Here is a 16936-nt window from a genome sequence, read left to right on the forward strand (position 1 = left end):
ATCCCGTTAAAGTAGTGACGTCATCCTATTAAACCGACTAACAGGGTTTCATATCCGTGGATACGGCCAGATCGCTCGGCGATTTTCTGCGCAGCCGGCGCACGCGTCTCGATCCGGCGAGCTTCGGTTTCGCCGGACGCCGCCGCACGCCCGGCCTGCGCCGCGAAGAGGTCGCCCAGCGCGCGAACATCAGTCCGACCTGGTACACGTGGCTGGAGCAGGGACGCGGCGGCGCGCCGTCGGCCGATGTGCTGGAGCGCATCTGCGGCGCGCTGTTGCTCACCGATGCCGAGCGCGAGCATCTCTTCATGCTCGGGCTGGGACGGCCGCCGGAAGTCCGTTACCGGTCCGCCGATGGCGTCAGTCCGCGGCTTCAGCGTCTGCTCGATTCGCTGCAGACGAGCCCGGCTATCGTCAAGACGCCGACGTGGGATGTCGTCGCGTGGAATCGCGCCGCGGCCGTCGTGCTGACCGATTACGGCACGCTGCCGCCCGGAGGGCGCAATATCCTGCGATTCCTGTTCCGCAATCCCGATGTCCGCGCGCGGCAGCACGACTGGGACAGCGTCGCGCGCTTCGTCGTCGGCGCGTTCCGGGCGGATGTGGCGCGCGCGGGGCTGGTGTCGGAAGTCGGCGAGCTCGTCGAAGAGCTTCGGCACGCGAGTCCCGAATTCGACGCGCTCTGGCGCGACAACGACGTCCACAGCCACGAAGAAGGCGGCGGCATCAAGCGTCTGATGCATCCGGCGCTCGGATCGGTCGAGCTGGAATATTCGGCGTTTTCCGTCGATGGCCGGCCGGATCTCGGCATGATCGTCTACACGCCCGTCGACCGCGCGATGGCCGAGCGGATCGGCCAGCTCGCCGCGAGCGCGTGACGCTTCAGAACTTCTCCACCCACGGCCGCAGCTCGATTTCCCACGTCCACGCGCTGCGATGCTGGCGCAGCACATCGAGATAGGTTTGCGCGATGGCGTCGGGATCGAGCGTGCTGTCCGGCGCGTCGGGCGGATCGGCGCGATGTTCGGCGCGCACGCCGCCGTCGATCACGAAATGCGCGACGTGAATGCCCTTCGGCGCCAGTTCGCGCGCGGCGCTTTGTGCGAGGCCGCGCAACGCGAACTTGCCCATCGCGAAGGGCGCGGACAGCGCGAAACCCTTGACGCCCGCCGTCGCGCCCGTCAGCAGGATCGCGCCTTTGCCGGCGGGAATCATGCGGCGCGCGGCCTGCTGGACGGCGTGAAACGCGCCGAGCGCCGAGACGGCGACAGCCTGCGCGACTTCTTCGGCATCGAGTTCCGCGATGGGTCCGCGCACGCGCCCGCTCGCGTTGTAGATGACGATTTCCGGCGCGCCGATGCGGGCTTCGGTCTGGGCGAAGAGCGTTTCGATCTGACCGGCATCGGATGCATCGACGGGTAGCGCGATGGCGCCGGTTTCATCGACGAGCGCCGCGAGCTTTTCGACATTGCGCGCCGCGATGACAACCGGAATGTTTTCGGCGCGCAGACGCCGCGTAAGAGAGCCGCTGATGCCTGGCCCGGCACCGACGATGAGGGCGCTGCGGTAGGGAAGTGTGCTCATGGTTTCACGCTCGGACGAGAGGTGGAACCGATGATAACTGGGGTGGGAAATCGGCGCGCGGACCGGCTGCTGCGGGGCTGTTTTTGATGAAAGTCGATGGGTTTCTCAGCGCGACGTGATCGTCCCTACATCCGGCGCGCTGACGAACGGTGGCACGCTCGCGGCGCAGCGGAATACGAGCGTCAATGCGGGCAGCGCAAGACCGATGCAGGTCATTGGCGCATCAGCAAAAAAGGGATTCTGACTCGGCAACGCGGCGCGTGTCGGACGTTGGTGATCTGAACATCGTCAGCGTGCAGGATGTGACCACGAGCAGCGCGCATCGGAGCAGCGCGGGCGGCGGGTTCACGATTCGTCAAGCGGAGGCAGCGCGAGCTTCGGCGCGCAGAACGCGTGTTGTATGCGCTTGATCGTGATCACGTAGATCCGTGATCACGGCCCTCGATGTCGCTGTACGTCAGCGTGCCAGTGTACTCAAGCTGTTCTGCGGTGCGTCCGCGGCACTTGCAATCACCGCGCCTTTCAGATCGATGTTGCCCTTCACATTGACGTTAAAGCCGCCTTCGCCGGCCAGAATCTCGGCCCGCTGATTGACCTACGCATAGTCGCCGTCGGCGTGACGCGCGAGGCCGAACCGCAGCCGACAGCACGACGGAATGACTCTCAACGTCTGACCCGTATTGAAATGGTCCAACGATAGTCACAATCTTTTTCTGATTGAATGGAAAGATCAGGAAAGGATTATTTACGGCCACGACGGAGACGGCGATAGTAAGAAGTTTCCGTCGGTCGTCCGAGAAGGCGAAGAAAAAGTAAAAGGACGGATCGTAGTTAATCAGAGCACGGCTCATTCACCGGGCCGGGTTCAGGCGCTCATGAGCGTCGTTCATGGTGATGACGACGCTCTCTCCACGTCCGACACACGCATCAGCAGCGGCGTTCTGCTCGGCCTTGGTCGGGTAAGTCGCTCGGGTTTGGCGTATGGATGTTGTCGCCGCCCGCGACGGTTTTTTTGTTCCATTCAGACCTAGAAGTTAGTTGATGATTTGCCGAAAAAGGCTTGCGGCTCTGTCGTTCACAGCCCTGATGTCGCTCGCAGCAAATGCGCAGCAAATTCCATTCACAGACGAAGCCGCCGCCGCGCGCGCGAATGCGATACAGGATCAGCAAATCCAGCAACAACGCGAGGCACAGCAACGCGAATCGGCGATTCGAGCGCCGGCCGTGCGCTCGGAAATCCCTGACGAAAAGCGATATCCGTTGCTTCCTTCAGAGACGCCGTGCTTTCGCATCGACGCCTTCGAGCTCGATGTGCCGCAAACGCTGCCCGAGCCGATTCGGAAGCAGGGCGCATCATCGCTGCCGCTCGATCCGTTCGCGTTCGCCCGCGAGTGGCTCGACCACTACAAAGGTCAATGCATCGGCAAGGACGGCGTGAACGTACTGACCAAGGCGCTTCAGCAGGCAATCCTGAGCCGCGGACTGATCACGACGCGTGTGCTGCTGCCCGAACAGGACCTGTCGACCGGCACGCTCAAGTTCGCTCTGATCCCCGGCGTGATCCGCGAATTGCGCTTTGCCGATCCCAACACGTCGGGCACATGGAAGACCGCTTTTCCGGCGCGTCCCGGCGACGTGCTGAACCTGCGCGATCTCGAGCAAGGCCTCGAGCAGATGAAGCGCGTCGCGAGCCAGGACGTCGACATGAAGGTCGATCCGACCAGCTCGCCCGGTGAGAGCGATGTCGTCATCACCGTCAAGCGCGCCAAGCCTTGGACGTTCGTCGCCTCTGTCGACAACTCCGGCAGCCGTGCAACCGGCAAGTGGCAAGGCAACGTCAGCCTGGGCATCGACAATCTTCTTGGACTGAACGACATCCTGAGCGTAGGCGCGAATCAGGACCTGTACTTCGACGACAAGACTTTGGGCTCGCACGGCTTCAACGGTTCCTACTCGATCCCATGGGGCTATTGGACCGCGACGCTGTATGGCAACACGAACACTTACTATCAGCAGATCGCCGGTGTGAATCAATCGTTCGTGTCGAGCGGCAATTCGCAGAGCGCGGGGCTCAAACTGCAGCGCGTGCTGCGCCGCAGCCAGAGCGACGTGCTCAGCAGCTATATGCAACTCTCGAAGCGCTTCGGTGCGAGCTTCATCGAAGACACGGAGATCGGGCTACAGCGACGCAACAATACTTTCCTCGAACTGGGACTGACCGATCGACATTACTTCGGCGGTGCACAGTTCGACGCGACATTGGCGTATCGCCAAGGCATCGGTGGTCTGGGCGCGAGACCCGATCCGGAACCGGATCCTTACTCCATATCCACGCGCGCACCGACCTACCGCTTCAAGATGGCCGTGCTCGATATGAACCTGTCGATGCCGTTTGCCGTTGCGAAGCAAAGCTTCCGCTACGTGACGACCGTACACGGGCAATACACCAACGATCAGCTTTACTACATCGACGACCTGACGATCGGCAGCCGCTACACCGTGCGCGGCTTCGACGGCGAACAAATGTTGGCCGCAGAAAAAGGCTTCTACTGGCGCAACGAATTGCAGATGCCGATCGGACAGACGCGCCAGTCGCTCTACGTCGGCGTGGATTACGGTCGCGTGTTCGGCCCGAATACCGAGTTTCTCGCGGGCACGCAGCTCGTCGGCGCGGTGATCGGCGTTCGCGGCGGCATTCCGTCGAAGTACGCTGGGTTCAGCTATGACTTCTTCGCGGGCACGCCGATTTACAAGCCGTCTTCACTCGAGACATCGCGCGTGACGGTCGGATTTCAGATGACCGCGCAATTCTGACGCGCGATCGACCTCGGGCTGCATTGCATGGTCAAGACACTGCGGCCCAAATAACAAAGGAGAAAACATGGCCAACGAGAAGAGTCTGACGCTCGCGTCGATTCATTCGACAGCGAAGGCGCTCACTGCCGGACTGCTGCTCGCGCTCGCCGCATGTGGAGGCGGAAGCGGCAGCGGACTCTCGGCTGTCGAGAACAACGGCAACGGGGCGACGGGAGGGACATCGTCGAATTCGGCGGATACGGCATCGACTTCATCGGACGCGCCCACATCATCCAGTACGGCCGCGAGCTTCTTTAACAGCATCTTCTTGAAGGACAGCGGCAGCGGCTTCTATCAGTTCGATGCGAACTATCCCGGCAGCGGAGGCTACACGCCCGTCGCTTCGGGCAGAACCCGGTTCTACGTCGACAGTGATAGCGACGACAACTTCATCGCAGAGACCACAACGATAGCGGGCGCATATACGCAAGACTATGAGACGCAGCTGTATATCACGGCGGAAGGTGCGTTCACGTCGCGATCGAGCCCCTACATCCATTTCGGTTCGAACTCGAAGATCTTCCAGAAGCTATCGCAAGGTTATGAGCTCGGCATGCGAGGCATGTCGACGGCCTTGGAGCGAATCACGATCAAATTGGACGACGTATCGGGTCTGCCGATCTCGGATGCCATTCGCAAGGACGAGGGTCCGGCCATCAACGGACTGCCGTTTCTGCTTGCCGCCGACAAATCGCCGATGCCGAAGGGATCCATCATCTATCAGTTGCCGTACACGGTCGTGACCACGCACTTGTGGGCGAACCTGACAAAGGGGAAGGATCCGTTTGCGTCTCTGGAGGAGATCCAGGCCAGGACCGGAGGGGCCATCCAATCGTTGGGCGGCTATCGCTATCTGCAGCCCGCGCCGAACAGCATGATTCATATCGAGTACGACGGGGCTCTGTACCACGGTGAACTGGTGAAGGCCGGTGACATCCACGATGTCGTTCCGGCTGCGTATAACAGCATTGCCGCGGATTTCATCGCGCAGCGCGAGGCAGTTGCGCTCGCAAAGTAGTGAAGAAAGGAGAAGGAAGCACAATTGTTCCTTCTCCCGTCGACGGTGCTGCTTCAGTTCTTCACGCTTTCACGCCGTGCAGCAGGCTGCCGATGGCGTCGAGCGACTTCGTCACGTTGGTCAGATCGACCTTGGTGTACTGCGATGCATCGACCTGCGTCACCGGCGCCACGTTGATCTGCGGGCTCGCGAACGCGAAGCCCGTGATCGAGTTGGCGTTGATGCCGTTGTTCTGGAAGATGCTCGCGCCGCCGACGATGGCGCCCATTTCAGCGCGACCAAGTTCCTTGCTGACGGCGAGGTTTTCGATTCTCAACATGATGTCTCTCCTGATGACGTGAATGGCTGTGTGAGGGCTTACAGCTTCACGCCGCCGAGCACGCTGCCAACCGCATCGATCGACTTCGTGACGTTGGTCAGATCGACGTTCGTGTGCGTCGAGGCATCGACTTGCGTGACGGGCGCGACGTTGGTCTGCGGGCTGGCGAACGAGAAGCCGCCGTTGACATTGGCGTTGACGCCGTTGTTCTGGAAGATGCTGGAGCCGCCGACGATAGCGCCCATTTCTTCACGGTCGAGTTCTTTGCTGACTGCGAGGGATTCGATCTTCAACATGATGGTTCTCCGGATGCGTGGATGATTGCGATGAGATGGGGAATCAGAGTGCGACGCCGCCAAGCAGGCTGCCGACCGAAGCGAGCGACTTGGTGATGTTCTTCACGTCGACGTCGGTGTGTTGCGAGGCATCGACTTGCGTGACGGGCGCGACGTTCGTTTGCGGGCTGGCGAAGGAGAAGCCGCCGTTGACGTTGGCGTTGATGCCGTTGTTCTGGAAGATGCTGGAACCGCCGACGATGGCGCCCATTTCAGCACGGCCGAGTTCTTTGCTGACAGCGAGGTTGTCGATCTTCAACATGATGTAGCTCCTGACTTGGTTGGTTGGATGAGCACCAATCGTTGCGCTCGCAGCTACATATGCGAGGGCTGTGCCAGCGGCTACTAGAGGATCTGTTCGGTTAATGCAAGTCATTGATCGACATACAAAATCGAGGTGCTCAAAGCAGATCTCTACGCGCAGTCCAGGTCGCTAATGGTCGCCGCCTGTCGGCCGTCCAAAAACAGATATTCGAAACATGTCTGGAGCCGGCGAACACGCATGGTAATCAGACACGCGACGCGTTTCACGCCGCAAGAAGAGAGACGAAACTACGGAATACGAAGTATCGATGAAAAAGACGAACGGCGCTCGCATCGAGCGTTGGGTCGAAACTCGGGGAAGGAAGAACCGGCAGGAAGGGAGTACAGCGAAGAGAAGCAAGGAGAAGGAAGCAGCGTTGTCCCTTCTCCCCTTGTAGACGATGCCTTACAGCTTTCCGCCCACGATCAGGCTGCCGACGGAATCAAGCGTCTTCGTCACGTTCGTCAGGTCGACGTTGGTGTGCGTCGAAGCATCGACTTGCGTGACGGGCGCGACGTTGGTCTGCGGGCTGGCGAACGAGAAGCCGCCGTTGTAGTTGGCGTTGATGCCGTTGTTCTGGAAGATGCTCGCGCCGCCGACGATGGCGCCCATTTCAGCACGACCGAGTTCTTTGCTAACGGCGAGGTTTTCGATCTTCAGCATGATGTGTCTCCTGGGACGGGTTGGGTTGGACGAGCACCAATCGTTGCGCTCGCATCTCCATATGCGAGAGCTGTGCCAGAAGCGTCCGGATGTTGTCCGGTTAGGCCGATCCATTGAATAGCAAGGCTCACCGGGCATCTACAGCATCATTCACGAACGAGCGGCGCATCGATTCGTCGGCTGCGCGATGACAGATCGCCGAACATGTCGGCGCACGACCGACGGTCCGCGTACACGAATGCGACGGGCTCAGTGAAACAGCCCATATCACATGCACGCGCCGTACAACGCTGGTGACAAAGCCACTTGCAGGCGATTGCCTTGGCGGAAAAAAGCCAAAAGAGGAGCGGCCTGGTCAATCCGCGCAGTGCGCGCGTGCGGCCTTCGGAACAATGACGAGAGGGAGAAGGAAACGTCGTCGGTTCCTTCTCCCTTCGAGGGATGATGCTTACAGCTTCGCGCCGAGAATTTCGCTGCCGACCGTGGTGAGCGACTTCGTGATGTTCTTCACGTCGACGTCGATATGTTGCGACGCATCGACTTGCGTGACGGGCGCGACGTTGGTCTGCGGGCTGGCGAACGAGAAGCCGCCGTTGACATTGGCGTTGACGCCGTTGTTCTGGAAGATGCTGGAGCCGCCGACGATGGCGCCCATTTCTTCACGGTCGAGTTCTTTGCTGACTGCGAGGGATTCGATCTTCAACATGATGGTTCTCCGGATGCGTGGATGATTGCGATGAGATGGGGAATCAGAGTGCGACGCCGCCAAGCAGGCTGCCGACCGAAGCGAGCGACTTGGTGATGTTCTTCACGTCGACGTCGGTGTGTTGCGAGGCATCGACTTGCGTGACGGGCGCGACGTTCGTTTGCGGGCTGGCGAAGGAGAAGCCGCCGTTGACGTTGGCGTTGATGCCGTTGTTCTGGAAGATGCTGGAACCGCCGACGATGGCGCCCATTTCAGCACGGCCGAGTTCTTTGCTGACAGCGAGGTTGTCGATCTTCAACATGATGTAGCTCCTGACTTGGTTGGTTGGATGAGCACCAATCGTTGCGCTCGCAGCTACATATGCGAGGGCTGTGCCAGCGGCTACTAGAGGATCTGTTCGGTTAACTCGCCGGCCTGATAGGAAAGGGATTGCGGGGTGGAAGCGCGATTCGCGCGCCGAAACCATCCGCAATAGGCGAGGCCGAAGTGTGGGCCGCAGAGAAACAGAGGGCGGGGACTTGTCGGATTCCGACGAACAGCGTGGTCAACGATACGGGACGCGCGTGCGCGGACGAGCCACGTCCCGTATCAGAGTCGATGAGATGAAGATCAGCTTAGAGCTGCGGAGAAACACCGAGCGGCGCAATGGGTTCCATGACCGGCGCGCTTTCCGGCTTCAGATCCTTGATGAAGGTGTCGGACATCGCGATCACGGTGGCGAGCGCGCGCGTGTCGTAGAGCGCGTGATCGACGTCGCCGCACACGGCGGCCCGGACGCGCGTCGTTCGAGACAGCTTCTTGCCGTGCCTGCCGAAATGCGCGTTCAGTTGATCGAGACCTTCGTCGCCTGCGCCGTACACGAGCAGCGTGCGCACGCCTTTGCGTTCGAGCGCATGGACGATGCTGTGCGGATCCGTGAGCGAACCGTGATCCGCCTGAACGACCTTCTTGCGCGTCACGCCGGGCATCTGCGATTGCAGCCGCGCCGCCGCATTCGATGCGAAAGCTTTCAGGATCGGCTTGAGTCCGCGCTTGCCGCTCAGCACGAGCCACCATTTTTGCGGCTTCAGGATCGCGGGTCCGAGACGCGCCATCGTGTTGCGCCGCTGCGCTCTGAGCTCTTGCAGCGTCAGATGCTCAGGTACATGGAAGCGCTGCAGATTCACGGCGATGACAGCGCCGATAGCCGGCTCGATCAGCGACGCGCGCAACGCGCTATACGCACCCGAGCAGATGCCGAACACAACGACGTTATCGTAGCCCTTGCGTTTGAGCCATGCAGCTGCGGTCGCGACATCCTCGATCGTGGTTTGCGCATGAATCGACGCAACCGTGTCGTGCGTGCCATCCGGCGAACGTGCGGGACTGTCGCCGATGCCACGCGCATCGAAGCGCAACGATGCGATGCCGCGTTGTGCCATCTCCCTCGCCATGCGGACGGACAGCCGGCTGTCGCCTTGATGCACGCTGCCCGCCGTATTCGTGATGACGATCACAGGGCCGCCCGGCAGTCCGTCGCGCGGCTCGCACAAGATGCCGAAGAGTCCTGCAGCGCCGAAGATCACCGGGCGCTCGATCGCTTCCGGCGTTTCGATGATCGCATCGTCGCTCATGCTCGGGCGCGCTGCCTTTCTCGCGCGGGCCGGCTTGAGATCGCGGGCCATGCCTTCGGCCACGCCCTCCTCGATCCATTGCGCGGCGCGCTTGAGCGTCTTCTCGGGCAAGACCGACGATGCAGTCTCCTGCATGAATTCGAAGTAGTCGTCGAAGGCTTCCGTCTGCACGTCGACGCCTCGATCGAGCAATACGTTGCATAGCGACCGGCTCGCGCCCGGCCGCAAGTCGGCCACGAACACGCGCTTGGGCAGAGCGGACTGATGACTCATCGCCTTGCCGAGATCGAGCCCGCTCAGGCGGCTGCGAAACGCTTCGCTATAAACCTGACCGAGCACGTGATATGGCGAATCGACCTGCACCGCTCTCACGACGACGGGAAGATTTTCGACCCACGTCTGTCGCAGCGCGGTGAGTTCGCGCAGATAGTGGCGTCCGTTGACCACGGGCGCGAGGAGCGCGAGCGAATCCACCAGCGGATGATGCGATGCCAGCGCAGCCAGTGTGCCGCCCAGACGCAAGCCGCACAGCGTGACTTTCGTTACGCCCGTTTCCTGTCGCAAACGTTCGATAGCCGCGCCGATATCCACGATGAAGTGATCGACCCGATCGCTCTCATGATCGATGCCGACTGAATCGCCGGTCGCCAGATAGTCGAAGCGCAAGACCGGAATACCGCGTCGGGAAAGCTCTTCGGCCAGATAGCGCATGGCCTTGTGGCCCCACGCTTCCTCATGCCCGAATGGGTTGCATAGCACGACGCCGTGGCTTCCATGGCCGACGTGAAGCCACCCGAAGCGGCCTCCGAAGACGATCGGCGTCATGCGTCGGCCCCACTTCCAAAATTACCGACGCATAGGCGCTCGCTTCGGTAAGAAGCGATATTGGCAACGCACTGAATCCCTGGGCCGCTCGATGTTTTATTTAGGTCGCGCATTTGTTGAGGTTCTCATTGCACGTTTTGCAAGATTTAACCTCCTTTCGTTTCTGGCCTTCGGTGCGCTGGACAACAAAGTGATGTTTTGCCGCATGCATGGGGTATACCGCCATGCATGCACGAGACCGGACATCTAGACGTCGATGCAATGTTCGCTATCGCACATTCGCGTCTCTTGGCACGGAAAGAAGTTAAGTAGATCTACATGAATGGAAGGCCGGAATGAAGCGGTTCGCGAGGATCGACATAACGCTTGGCAATGGTAGAAGGGCATCTATTGACTATTCGGAGGCATCGTCTAGATTTTCGTCGTGGCCGCGCTCAATCCATCGATTCGATTCGCCAAGGAGACGATCATGTGCACTCGCCTGAAACCCGGACGCCCTCACTCCATCTATTGCATTCTGCCGCCGCACATGCTGGAGCACATCGCGAAGCATGGCGACGCGAAGCAGCGCGAGATCGCCATCGACACGCTGTCGAAGGATCACACGATGCGGTCCTTCCGTGCCGTGGAGGCCACGCTCGCAGTCCGGCGCGCAGCGCCGATGCCCACTGCCGCCGCGCCTTCCGCGCATCGCACGATCTACACGGCCGACGAAACTGAAACGTTGCCCGGCACGGTCATTCGTACCGAAGGCGCGAAGCCCGTAAAAGACGATGCCGCCAACGAAGCCTATGACGGTCTCGGTGCGACCTTCGAATTCTATCTGGAGGTGTTTCATCGCAATTCGATCGACGATGCGGGCATGCCGCTCATCGGCACCGTCCATTTCGGCAAGGACTATGACAACGCGTTCTGGAACTCGCAGCAGATGGTTTTCGGCGATGGCGACGGCGAGCTCTTCAACCGCTTCACCATTGCACTGGATGTCATCGGTCACGAATTGACGCATGGCGTGACCGAACATACCGCCGGCCTGAATTACATGACGCAGGCGGGCGCGCTGAACGAGTCGATATCGGATGTGTTCGGCTCGCTCATCAAGCAATACGCGCACAAGCAGACGGCGGACAAGGCGGACTGGCTTATCGGCGAGGGATTGCTCGCGAAGGGCGTCAATGGCGTCGCGCTTCGCTCGATGAAGAATCCCGGCACGGCCTACGACGATCCGAGGCTCGGAAAGGATCCGCAGCCCGCCGACATGAGCGAGTACGTTCGCACGACGCAGGACAACGGCGGCGTGCATATCAACTCAGGCATTCCAAACAAGGCGTTCTGCATGACCGCTCTTGAAATCGGCGGATATGCTTGGGAGAAGGCGGGGCGAATCTGGTATGAGACGCTGACCGACTCGCACCTCAAGCCGACCGCGACCTTCAAGACATTCGCGAAGCTGACGCTAACTACGGCGAGCAGGCTATATGGCGCGAGCAGCGCGGAGGCATCGGCGGTCAAGAAGGGATGGCACGAAGTCGGTGTATTGTGATCGTGCGCGCGCTCGCATCTTCGCCGCGCTCCTGTTGTCGGGCGCGGCGCTGGTGTGCACGGGCTGCGCTTCACATCAATCGTCGTGGGAGCCTTCAATGCACGCGGAGCTGACGACCGATGGCGGGTTAGCTGCCTTTCCCGGACTTGCACGGCCGATCGTTCTCGACGAGAAGGATCTTTCGCCCGACGATGGCGTTGCATTCGCGCATCTCGTCGTGGCGGCGCGCGCCGAGGCGAGCGCATCGAGGCCACGCGCAACGAAACCTGTTCCGGACGGCCGCACCTATCGGATCCATGTCGATGGCGACGATACGCTTCATCTTCAGGCCGCCGATCCTTCCATACCCCCTGCCTTTGCCGCCTTGATGGAGTTCATCAAGCGGCATGGACATCGCTAACTTCCGGCTGTGCATGCGTCGACACTTCGGCTGAATTGGATAATTCCCAGCTAACTCTGCATTCTTAAGATGTGCTTGCAGTTTGCTGATTCCATACATTCAAACGGAGTGTCTATGAAGCCCGCCAAAGTTCTGCTTCGATCATCATCGAGATGCCCTCCGTCGATCGATCGGCGGCGATCAGAAGCATCTACACGTCAATCAAAGGCAGAACGGCAATCGCTCGATAACTTCGGCGACTGCCGTTCTCGCGTTCGATCACCTCACCCGCGCGAGCTATCAAACCAGCCTTAGACCGAGGCTAGGATTCAAGAATTATGTATGTGCGTTGGCTCATACAAAACACCGGTTTCTCGTTTGCGCAATTCCGGCGTGCTGTATAAGATTGCCAAACATTACAGACTGTAATGTTGATGATGAACGTTTTCCTTGCCTCTTTGTCTGTAAATGCGCAAGGCGCCGAAACCTTGACGGAGCCAGATTGCTGAATGAGCGAGCGCAGACTCTCTCCCGCTCTTTCGATGACCGATCAAGCCGCACCATAAGGAGACTTCATGCCAACTCCCGTTTTCGAGTCCGTACGTCTAGACGATGTGTTGCTCGAACCAGATCCGATCGACCCCGCATGGATACTCGAAGGCAATCCTGTCGCCCGCAGTGGCAGATGGTCGCAAAGTCTCGACACGACGACCTCCTCGTGGGTCTGGGATTGCACCGCTGGCCGCTTCAACTGGTACTTCGAGCAAGACGAGACCATCTATGTGATCGAAGGCGAAGTCATCATTACCGCCGAAGGTCAGGAACCGCGCACGCTGCGCGCGGGACACGCCGCATTGTTTTACGCGGGCACGCGATCTCAGTGGTACGTTCCTAAGTATGTGCGCAAGCATGCCATCCTTCGTCCGCACATCACGAAGCCTGTGTTGTTCGCGCTCAAGGTGAGCCGCAGATTGCAGGGCAAGCCGAGCGGCTATCTGCCTCGCACGTCGCTCTGACAATCTCCTTCGAAGAACATCACGGAACTATCGAAGTGATGAGTCACGCGATGGATAACCTCGTCCATTGGTCAAGGCATTGCGAACGGATCAGGCAGGAGAGCGCACGGTTCCCGAGTTCCTGCGAGGCGCGTGGCACGCCGGAGTAGTCCGTAATACGCCAGCGCTTTAGTTCATTGCCGATGCCATCTGCCGCCGATTCGCAGAAAAGAATCAAACGCGCCAATGCCGGCATGCATGACCGCGCGTGATGCGAATTGGCTCTTTGCTCATGGAGAACTTTTCGCGAAACGTCGCATTCGCCTTTGGCGAATCAATCGACGCACGCTCGTCATAACATATGATTTGAACGCAACGCGAGATAGCTTTTGATTCTGCTGCATACGTAAAGATACTTCCAGCGAGAGGCGGGCGCGAATTCGCGCCCGTTTTTGTATTGCTCGGCACTGCGCGAATACGCTTCTTCACCTAACTTCGCGAAACGCTACGAAAGCAAACGATTGCGAGTGCGATCACGCCGGCGTTTGCAAATGTACCGTCCACGACTATGCCGTCTGTCCATACGAACGTGCGTATCCGTTCAACGCCGCGAGCGATTAAGAAGTTTTTTCATATGGATGTCTATTTTTATCGTTGCCTCGACGCAATTTTTTCTTACCTGTAACCTGCGTCTGTGAGAACGCCTGGTGACTCCCAAAAGTTAAACGACGCCCACAGTCGACACGCTCGTTCGGAAGGAATAACACTAACGCAACGAATTGGAGGCTCCGCGATGTCAACCTCAACTGACGTCCTCGAAGCTACGTCCGTCGCTGGCGACTGCGCGTATGCGATGCATGATTCGACGGTAATCAAGCACATCGGCATTGTTTTATACGATGGTTTCTCTTTGCTGGCCGCAGGCACCCTCGCCGAAGCGCTGCATGTGGCGAACGAGTTGCAATCCGAAGCAGCGAATCATTCTTTGAAATATCGCGTGAATCTGGTATCGGCTCGAGGGGGTACGGTCTCGTGTTCTGCTTCCATGTCCGTGTGGACGGACCAACTCGCCGGAGGAAAATTCGATAGTCTCGATAACCTTTTCGTCGCAGGAGGCAGCGGCGTGGCACGCGCGTCCTCGGACGACAATCTTATGGAACTCCTGAGACGCGCGAGCGGGAAGAGCGTCACCATTACCGCGATGGGAAACGCGCACATGCTCTTGTCGGCCGCGGGCGTTACGCCGCGGGACTGGCCTTCGATGAAGCAGGATATTCCGCCCAGTTCGGCGACCAAAACCCTATCAGAGCATGAACGCGATCAGGCATTGATGACATCGCTTGCATTCGTCAAGAAGGACTTGGGCGCCGATCTGGCTATGCGTGTCGCGGACCGTCTCGAATCGGGCGGAGGCTTGTCGCTCGAGGCGGCGTTCGAAGAGATGTATGACACGACGCTGGCCGAGAAGGCGCGCGCGGCGGCGCGTTGGCTCGTGCTGAACTGCGCAAAGGCGATATCCGTCGTCGATGCAGCGCGCATGTCTTCGATGAGCGAGCGCAACTTCCTGCGTCTGTTCAAGCGCGAGATCGGCGTCACGCCTTCGAAATATCTGCTTCGCGCGCGGCTCGATCTCACTTGCAAGCTCCTCGAAAATAGCGATCTTCCGGTCGACAAGATCGCCCGTCGAACGGGCCTCAGCAACGGAGAGAGACTGTCGAAGCTATTCCGCAAGGAATTCTCGATGTCCCCAACCGAATTTCGCGCACGAAGCCGGAATAAGCGCTGAGAGCGAAGCGCTCAGGTTGTCGGCGCCTGATCGCCGACACCTCGTTTGGCCTTGACCGAACTACGCAGACGCGCCTCGAATTGCAGAAGGATCGATTCCTTGGCGAGATTCGATGCCGCGTATTGTCGGCCGAGCGCACCAAGACGCTCACGAAGCGAGCGGTCATTGGCGAGACGAAGTATGGCTTTAGTCAATGCAGTTGGAGACTCGGGTTCGACCGCGAGGCCGACGGAATTCACGACGTCCCATAGCTCGGTGCCTTCATTCGCCGTGGCGATAACCGGCCGATTGCTCGACAGCATGGCGCCGAGCTTCGATGGCATGACGAGATCGGCGGCATCGGCGCGTTGCGGCAGAACATGCATGTCCGCGAGCGCGAGCAGTTCGTGGAAGCGCTCTTTAGGCTGCAAATCGAGGAATTTGACATTGGGTAAGTCGCGGGCCTTATCGAGCAGGAACGATCTTGCGGGCCCGGCACCGCAGATCACGAACATGATGTCCTCGCGCCACGCGAGAAGCTTTGCCGCATCCGCGATAACTTCCAGACCTTGCTTGAGCCCCAGATTGCCGGAATAAAGTACGACCTGCACGCCGCGACCGAGAGCGAGTTGCCCGCGATACGAGTTGTCCGCGCTGTCCGATTGTGCATGCTGCATGTCGACCCAATTCGGAAATGTAAAAGCGTTCTCGCATAGGACGCCTTTTTGCACCGCCAGTCGCGTCATCGCGGCTGAAGGTGTGGAGACCACGTCGGCGCGCGACATCAGCCATTTTTCAGCGGACGATGCGAGCTTCTTCGCCGCACGGCCCTTCAGGATTCCAAGCCGGAAAGCGGCATCGACCTCGTAGTCCTGTACGTGAAGCCAGAACGATGCACTCGCGATGCGCGCTGCCAACAGCGCCATGGGCGACGCGAACAAGGGCGGCTCGACGAGCCATACGGCTTGCGGACGCCACGCGATTTGCACTGCCGCGGCGGGAATGGAGAAGAGTGCGAAGCTCATCAGATGCAATATGCGCTTCAAGCCCGAAGGGCGTTTCGGGCACCAGAAGGGCACGCGTATCACCGAAACATTGTTGAGCTGTTCCGTCACGTATGTGTGCGAGTTATAGCCGGCGCGAACGCGCCATTCCGGATAATACGGAGAAGCGGTGATTACGCGTACCGTATGTCCGCGCAATGCGAGCCATTCCGCCAGCTCGGCAGAATACTTTCCAACCCCGGTTACTTCCGGGGCGTAGTTGAGCGAGATCATCAGCACTTTCATCGAGCCACCCAATGTGGTTGAAACTGAAAAATCGGCGCGCCGAACGCGCTGACTTTCAATCGAAGCGCTTGCGAATGAAGCGGCATGGGTTGCCGCCATAAACGCCTTCGGGCTCGAGCGAACGATGTACGACGGAAAGCGGTGTAACGACCGCCGAACGGCCGATGGTCACGCCCATTTGCACGACACAATTCGCCGTGATCCACACGCCGTCTTCAATGACGATCGGTGCAACGCTCAGATTCATCGTCGTGCTCATTGCGTGCGAGCCGGCTGTGAGGAACGTGCCTTGTGAAATGCACACATGCGATCCGACGCGGATGGGCGCCTGGTTATAGATCCACACATCGGCGCCGAACCATGAGTGATCGCCCACTTCCAGATTCCACGGTGCTTTCACGCGAAGCTGTTGCAGGAAGCGGCAACCGACGCCTATCTTCGCGCCGAAGAGACGGAGTAACGCAACTCGCACATTCGAAAACGGGTTGAGCTTGTTATTGATGACGCAGGCTTCGACAACAAACCATAGTGCTTCGATGAGCGTCGATCGCGCCTTCTCATAGTTGCCCTTTCCTGCTCGGCTCAGATCGATGATGCGATTGGCAGCGTGCTCGTCCTTGACGTCGTGGACAAGGGTTTCCGCGTTCGACACCGCATTGTCGGTGAGGAGTTCTGACGCCATTTGGAAGCTCTCCCAGCAGTCGTTGCACGTTTCAGGTATTGGCGGTGCGGACAGATCGAC

The 16936-nt window shown here is 59.5% G+C and carries 17 protein-coding genes; 7 read left to right on the forward strand and 10 right to left on the reverse strand.

What is annotated here, in order from left to right:
- Positions 1-56 precede the first annotated feature (56 nt).
- Positions 57-878, forward strand: coding sequence for a helix-turn-helix transcriptional regulator (locus LDZ23_RS28750; RefSeq protein WP_008346252.1), 822 nt, complete (start codon positions 57-59; stop codon positions 876-878).
- 4 nt (positions 879-882) lie between these two features.
- Here the strand turns inward: LDZ23_RS28750 and LDZ23_RS28755 are convergent, their stop codons facing one another.
- A complete protein-coding gene (locus LDZ23_RS28755) occupies positions 883-1584 on the reverse strand; it encodes an SDR family NAD(P)-dependent oxidoreductase (protein WP_008346254.1) in 702 nt (233 codons plus the stop codon).
- 1041 nt (positions 1585-2625) lie between these two features.
- On the opposite strand from LDZ23_RS28755, the gene LDZ23_RS28760 reads away from it, so the two are divergent.
- Both LDZ23_RS28760 and LDZ23_RS28765 read left to right on the forward strand, forming a co-directional pair.
- The gene (locus LDZ23_RS28760; protein ID WP_244808281.1) at positions 2626-4398 is read left to right on the forward strand and encodes a ShlB/FhaC/HecB family hemolysin secretion/activation protein; all 1773 of its coding nucleotides are present in this window, start codon (positions 2626-2628) and stop codon (positions 4396-4398) included.
- A 67-nt stretch (positions 4399-4465) separates the two neighbouring features.
- Positions 4466-5458 carry a hypothetical protein gene (locus LDZ23_RS28765; protein ID WP_008346259.1) on the forward strand — a complete coding sequence of 331 codons (993 nt, stop codon included), beginning with the start codon at positions 4466-4468 and terminating at the stop codon, positions 5456-5458.
- 61 nt (positions 5459-5519) lie between these two features.
- Here the strand turns inward: LDZ23_RS28765 and LDZ23_RS28770 are convergent, their stop codons facing one another.
- From LDZ23_RS28770 to LDZ23_RS28800, 7 genes are all read right to left on the reverse strand, one after another.
- Positions 5520-5777 carry a hypothetical protein gene (locus tag LDZ23_RS28770; RefSeq protein WP_008346261.1) on the reverse strand — a complete coding sequence of 86 codons (258 nt, stop codon included), beginning with the start codon at positions 5775-5777 and terminating at the stop codon, positions 5520-5522.
- Between the two features lie 38 nt (positions 5778-5815).
- Positions 5816-6073 (reverse strand): hypothetical protein, encoded by a 258-nt coding sequence (locus LDZ23_RS28775; RefSeq protein ID WP_008346263.1) that lies wholly within the window; start codon positions 6071-6073, stop codon positions 5816-5818.
- A 43-nt stretch (positions 6074-6116) separates the two neighbouring features.
- Complete coding sequence (locus LDZ23_RS28780) at positions 6117-6374, reverse strand: hypothetical protein (RefSeq protein WP_008346270.1); 258 nt, start codon at positions 6372-6374, stop codon at positions 6117-6119.
- A 447-nt stretch (positions 6375-6821) separates the two neighbouring features.
- Entirely contained in the window at positions 6822-7079 is a 258-nt protein-coding gene (locus LDZ23_RS28785; protein ID WP_008346266.1) for a hypothetical protein, read from the reverse strand.
- A 448-nt stretch (positions 7080-7527) separates the two neighbouring features.
- On the reverse strand, positions 7528-7785 hold the full coding sequence (locus tag LDZ23_RS28790; protein ID WP_008346268.1) for a hypothetical protein: 258 nt from the start codon (positions 7783-7785) through the stop codon (positions 7528-7530).
- Between the two features lie 43 nt (positions 7786-7828).
- A complete protein-coding gene (locus LDZ23_RS28795) occupies positions 7829-8086 on the reverse strand; it encodes a hypothetical protein (RefSeq protein WP_008346270.1) in 258 nt (85 codons plus the stop codon).
- A gap of 313 nt (positions 8087-8399) precedes the next feature.
- Positions 8400-10223, reverse strand: a complete 1824-nt coding sequence (locus tag LDZ23_RS28800) for an alpha/beta fold hydrolase (protein WP_008346272.1) — start codon at positions 10221-10223, stop codon at positions 8400-8402.
- 469 nt (positions 10224-10692) lie between these two features.
- Here LDZ23_RS28800 and LDZ23_RS28805 point away from each other — a divergent pair, with 469 nt between their 5' ends.
- The 4 genes from LDZ23_RS28805 to LDZ23_RS28820 all read left to right on the forward strand — a co-directional run bounded on the left by LDZ23_RS28805 (position 10693) and on the right by LDZ23_RS28820 (position 14926).
- On the forward strand, positions 10693-11766 hold the full coding sequence (locus LDZ23_RS28805; protein WP_033536051.1) for a M4 family metallopeptidase: 1074 nt from the start codon (positions 10693-10695) through the stop codon (positions 11764-11766).
- A gap of 97 nt (positions 11767-11863) precedes the next feature.
- Positions 11864-12166: a protealysin inhibitor emfourin gene (locus LDZ23_RS28810; RefSeq protein ID WP_033536023.1), complete on the forward strand. Its 303-nt coding sequence runs from the start codon at positions 11864-11866 to the stop codon at positions 12164-12166.
- 554 nt (positions 12167-12720) lie between these two features.
- Complete coding sequence (locus LDZ23_RS28815; RefSeq protein ID WP_033536022.1) at positions 12721-13161, forward strand: cupin domain-containing protein; 441 nt, start codon at positions 12721-12723, stop codon at positions 13159-13161.
- Positions 13162-13834: 673 nt separating this feature from the next.
- Positions 13835-14926, forward strand: a complete 1092-nt coding sequence (locus LDZ23_RS28820; RefSeq protein ID WP_235366191.1) for a GlxA family transcriptional regulator — start codon at positions 13835-13837, stop codon at positions 14924-14926.
- An 11-nt stretch (positions 14927-14937) separates the two neighbouring features.
- Here the strand turns inward: LDZ23_RS28820 and LDZ23_RS28825 are convergent, their stop codons facing one another.
- Together LDZ23_RS28825 and LDZ23_RS28830 are read right to left on the reverse strand one after the other, a co-directional pair.
- Positions 14938-16194, reverse strand: coding sequence for a glycosyltransferase WbuB (locus tag LDZ23_RS28825; protein ID WP_008346280.1), 1257 nt, complete (start codon positions 16192-16194; stop codon positions 14938-14940).
- Positions 16195-16249: 55 nt separating this feature from the next.
- Positions 16250-16876, reverse strand: coding sequence for a DapH/DapD/GlmU-related protein (locus LDZ23_RS28830; RefSeq protein WP_008346282.1), 627 nt, complete (start codon positions 16874-16876; stop codon positions 16250-16252).
- Between the last annotated feature and the right edge of the window lie 60 nt (positions 16877-16936).

The organism is Caballeronia zhejiangensis (assembly GCF_022879815.1).
GTDB classification, from domain to species: Bacteria; Pseudomonadota; Gammaproteobacteria; order Burkholderiales; family Burkholderiaceae; genus Caballeronia; species Caballeronia zhejiangensis.

Bases quoted from the DNA above. Each gene is read 5' to 3' on its own strand.
- LDZ23_RS28755 (WP_008346254.1), bottom strand. From the start codon at position 1,584: ATGAGCACACTTCCCTACCGCAGCGCCCTCATCGTCGGTGCCGGGCCA.
- LDZ23_RS28760 (WP_244808281.1), top strand. From the start codon at position 2,626: ATGATTTGCCGAAAAAGGCTTGCGGCTCTGTCGTTCACAGCCCTGATG.
- LDZ23_RS28765 (WP_008346259.1), top strand. From the start codon at position 4,466: ATGGCCAACGAGAAGAGTCTGACGCTCGCGTCGATTCATTCGACAGCG.
- LDZ23_RS28770 (WP_008346261.1), bottom strand. From the start codon at position 5,777: ATGTTGAGAATCGAAAACCTCGCCGTCAGCAAGGAACTTGGTCGCGCT.
- LDZ23_RS28775 (WP_008346263.1), bottom strand. From the start codon at position 6,073: ATGTTGAAGATCGAATCCCTCGCAGTCAGCAAAGAACTCGACCGTGAA.
- LDZ23_RS28780 (WP_008346270.1), bottom strand. From the start codon at position 6,374: ATGTTGAAGATCGACAACCTCGCTGTCAGCAAAGAACTCGGCCGTGCT.
- LDZ23_RS28785 (WP_008346266.1), bottom strand. From the start codon at position 7,079: ATGCTGAAGATCGAAAACCTCGCCGTTAGCAAAGAACTCGGTCGTGCT.
- LDZ23_RS28790 (WP_008346268.1), bottom strand. From the start codon at position 7,785: ATGTTGAAGATCGAATCCCTCGCAGTCAGCAAAGAACTCGACCGTGAA.
- LDZ23_RS28795 (WP_008346270.1), bottom strand. From the start codon at position 8,086: ATGTTGAAGATCGACAACCTCGCTGTCAGCAAAGAACTCGGCCGTGCT.
- LDZ23_RS28800 (WP_008346272.1), bottom strand. From the start codon at position 10,223: ATGACGCCGATCGTCTTCGGAGGCCGCTTCGGGTGGCTTCACGTCGGC.
- LDZ23_RS28805 (WP_033536051.1), top strand. From the start codon at position 10,693: ATGTGCACTCGCCTGAAACCCGGACGCCCTCACTCCATCTATTGCATT.
- LDZ23_RS28810 (WP_033536023.1), top strand. From the start codon at position 11,864: ATGCACGCGGAGCTGACGACCGATGGCGGGTTAGCTGCCTTTCCCGGA.
- LDZ23_RS28815 (WP_033536022.1), top strand. From the start codon at position 12,721: ATGCCAACTCCCGTTTTCGAGTCCGTACGTCTAGACGATGTGTTGCTC.
- LDZ23_RS28825 (WP_008346280.1), bottom strand. From the start codon at position 16,194: ATGAAAGTGCTGATGATCTCGCTCAACTACGCCCCGGAAGTAACCGGG.
- LDZ23_RS28830 (WP_008346282.1), bottom strand. From the start codon at position 16,876: ATGGCGTCAGAACTCCTCACCGACAATGCGGTGTCGAACGCGGAAACC.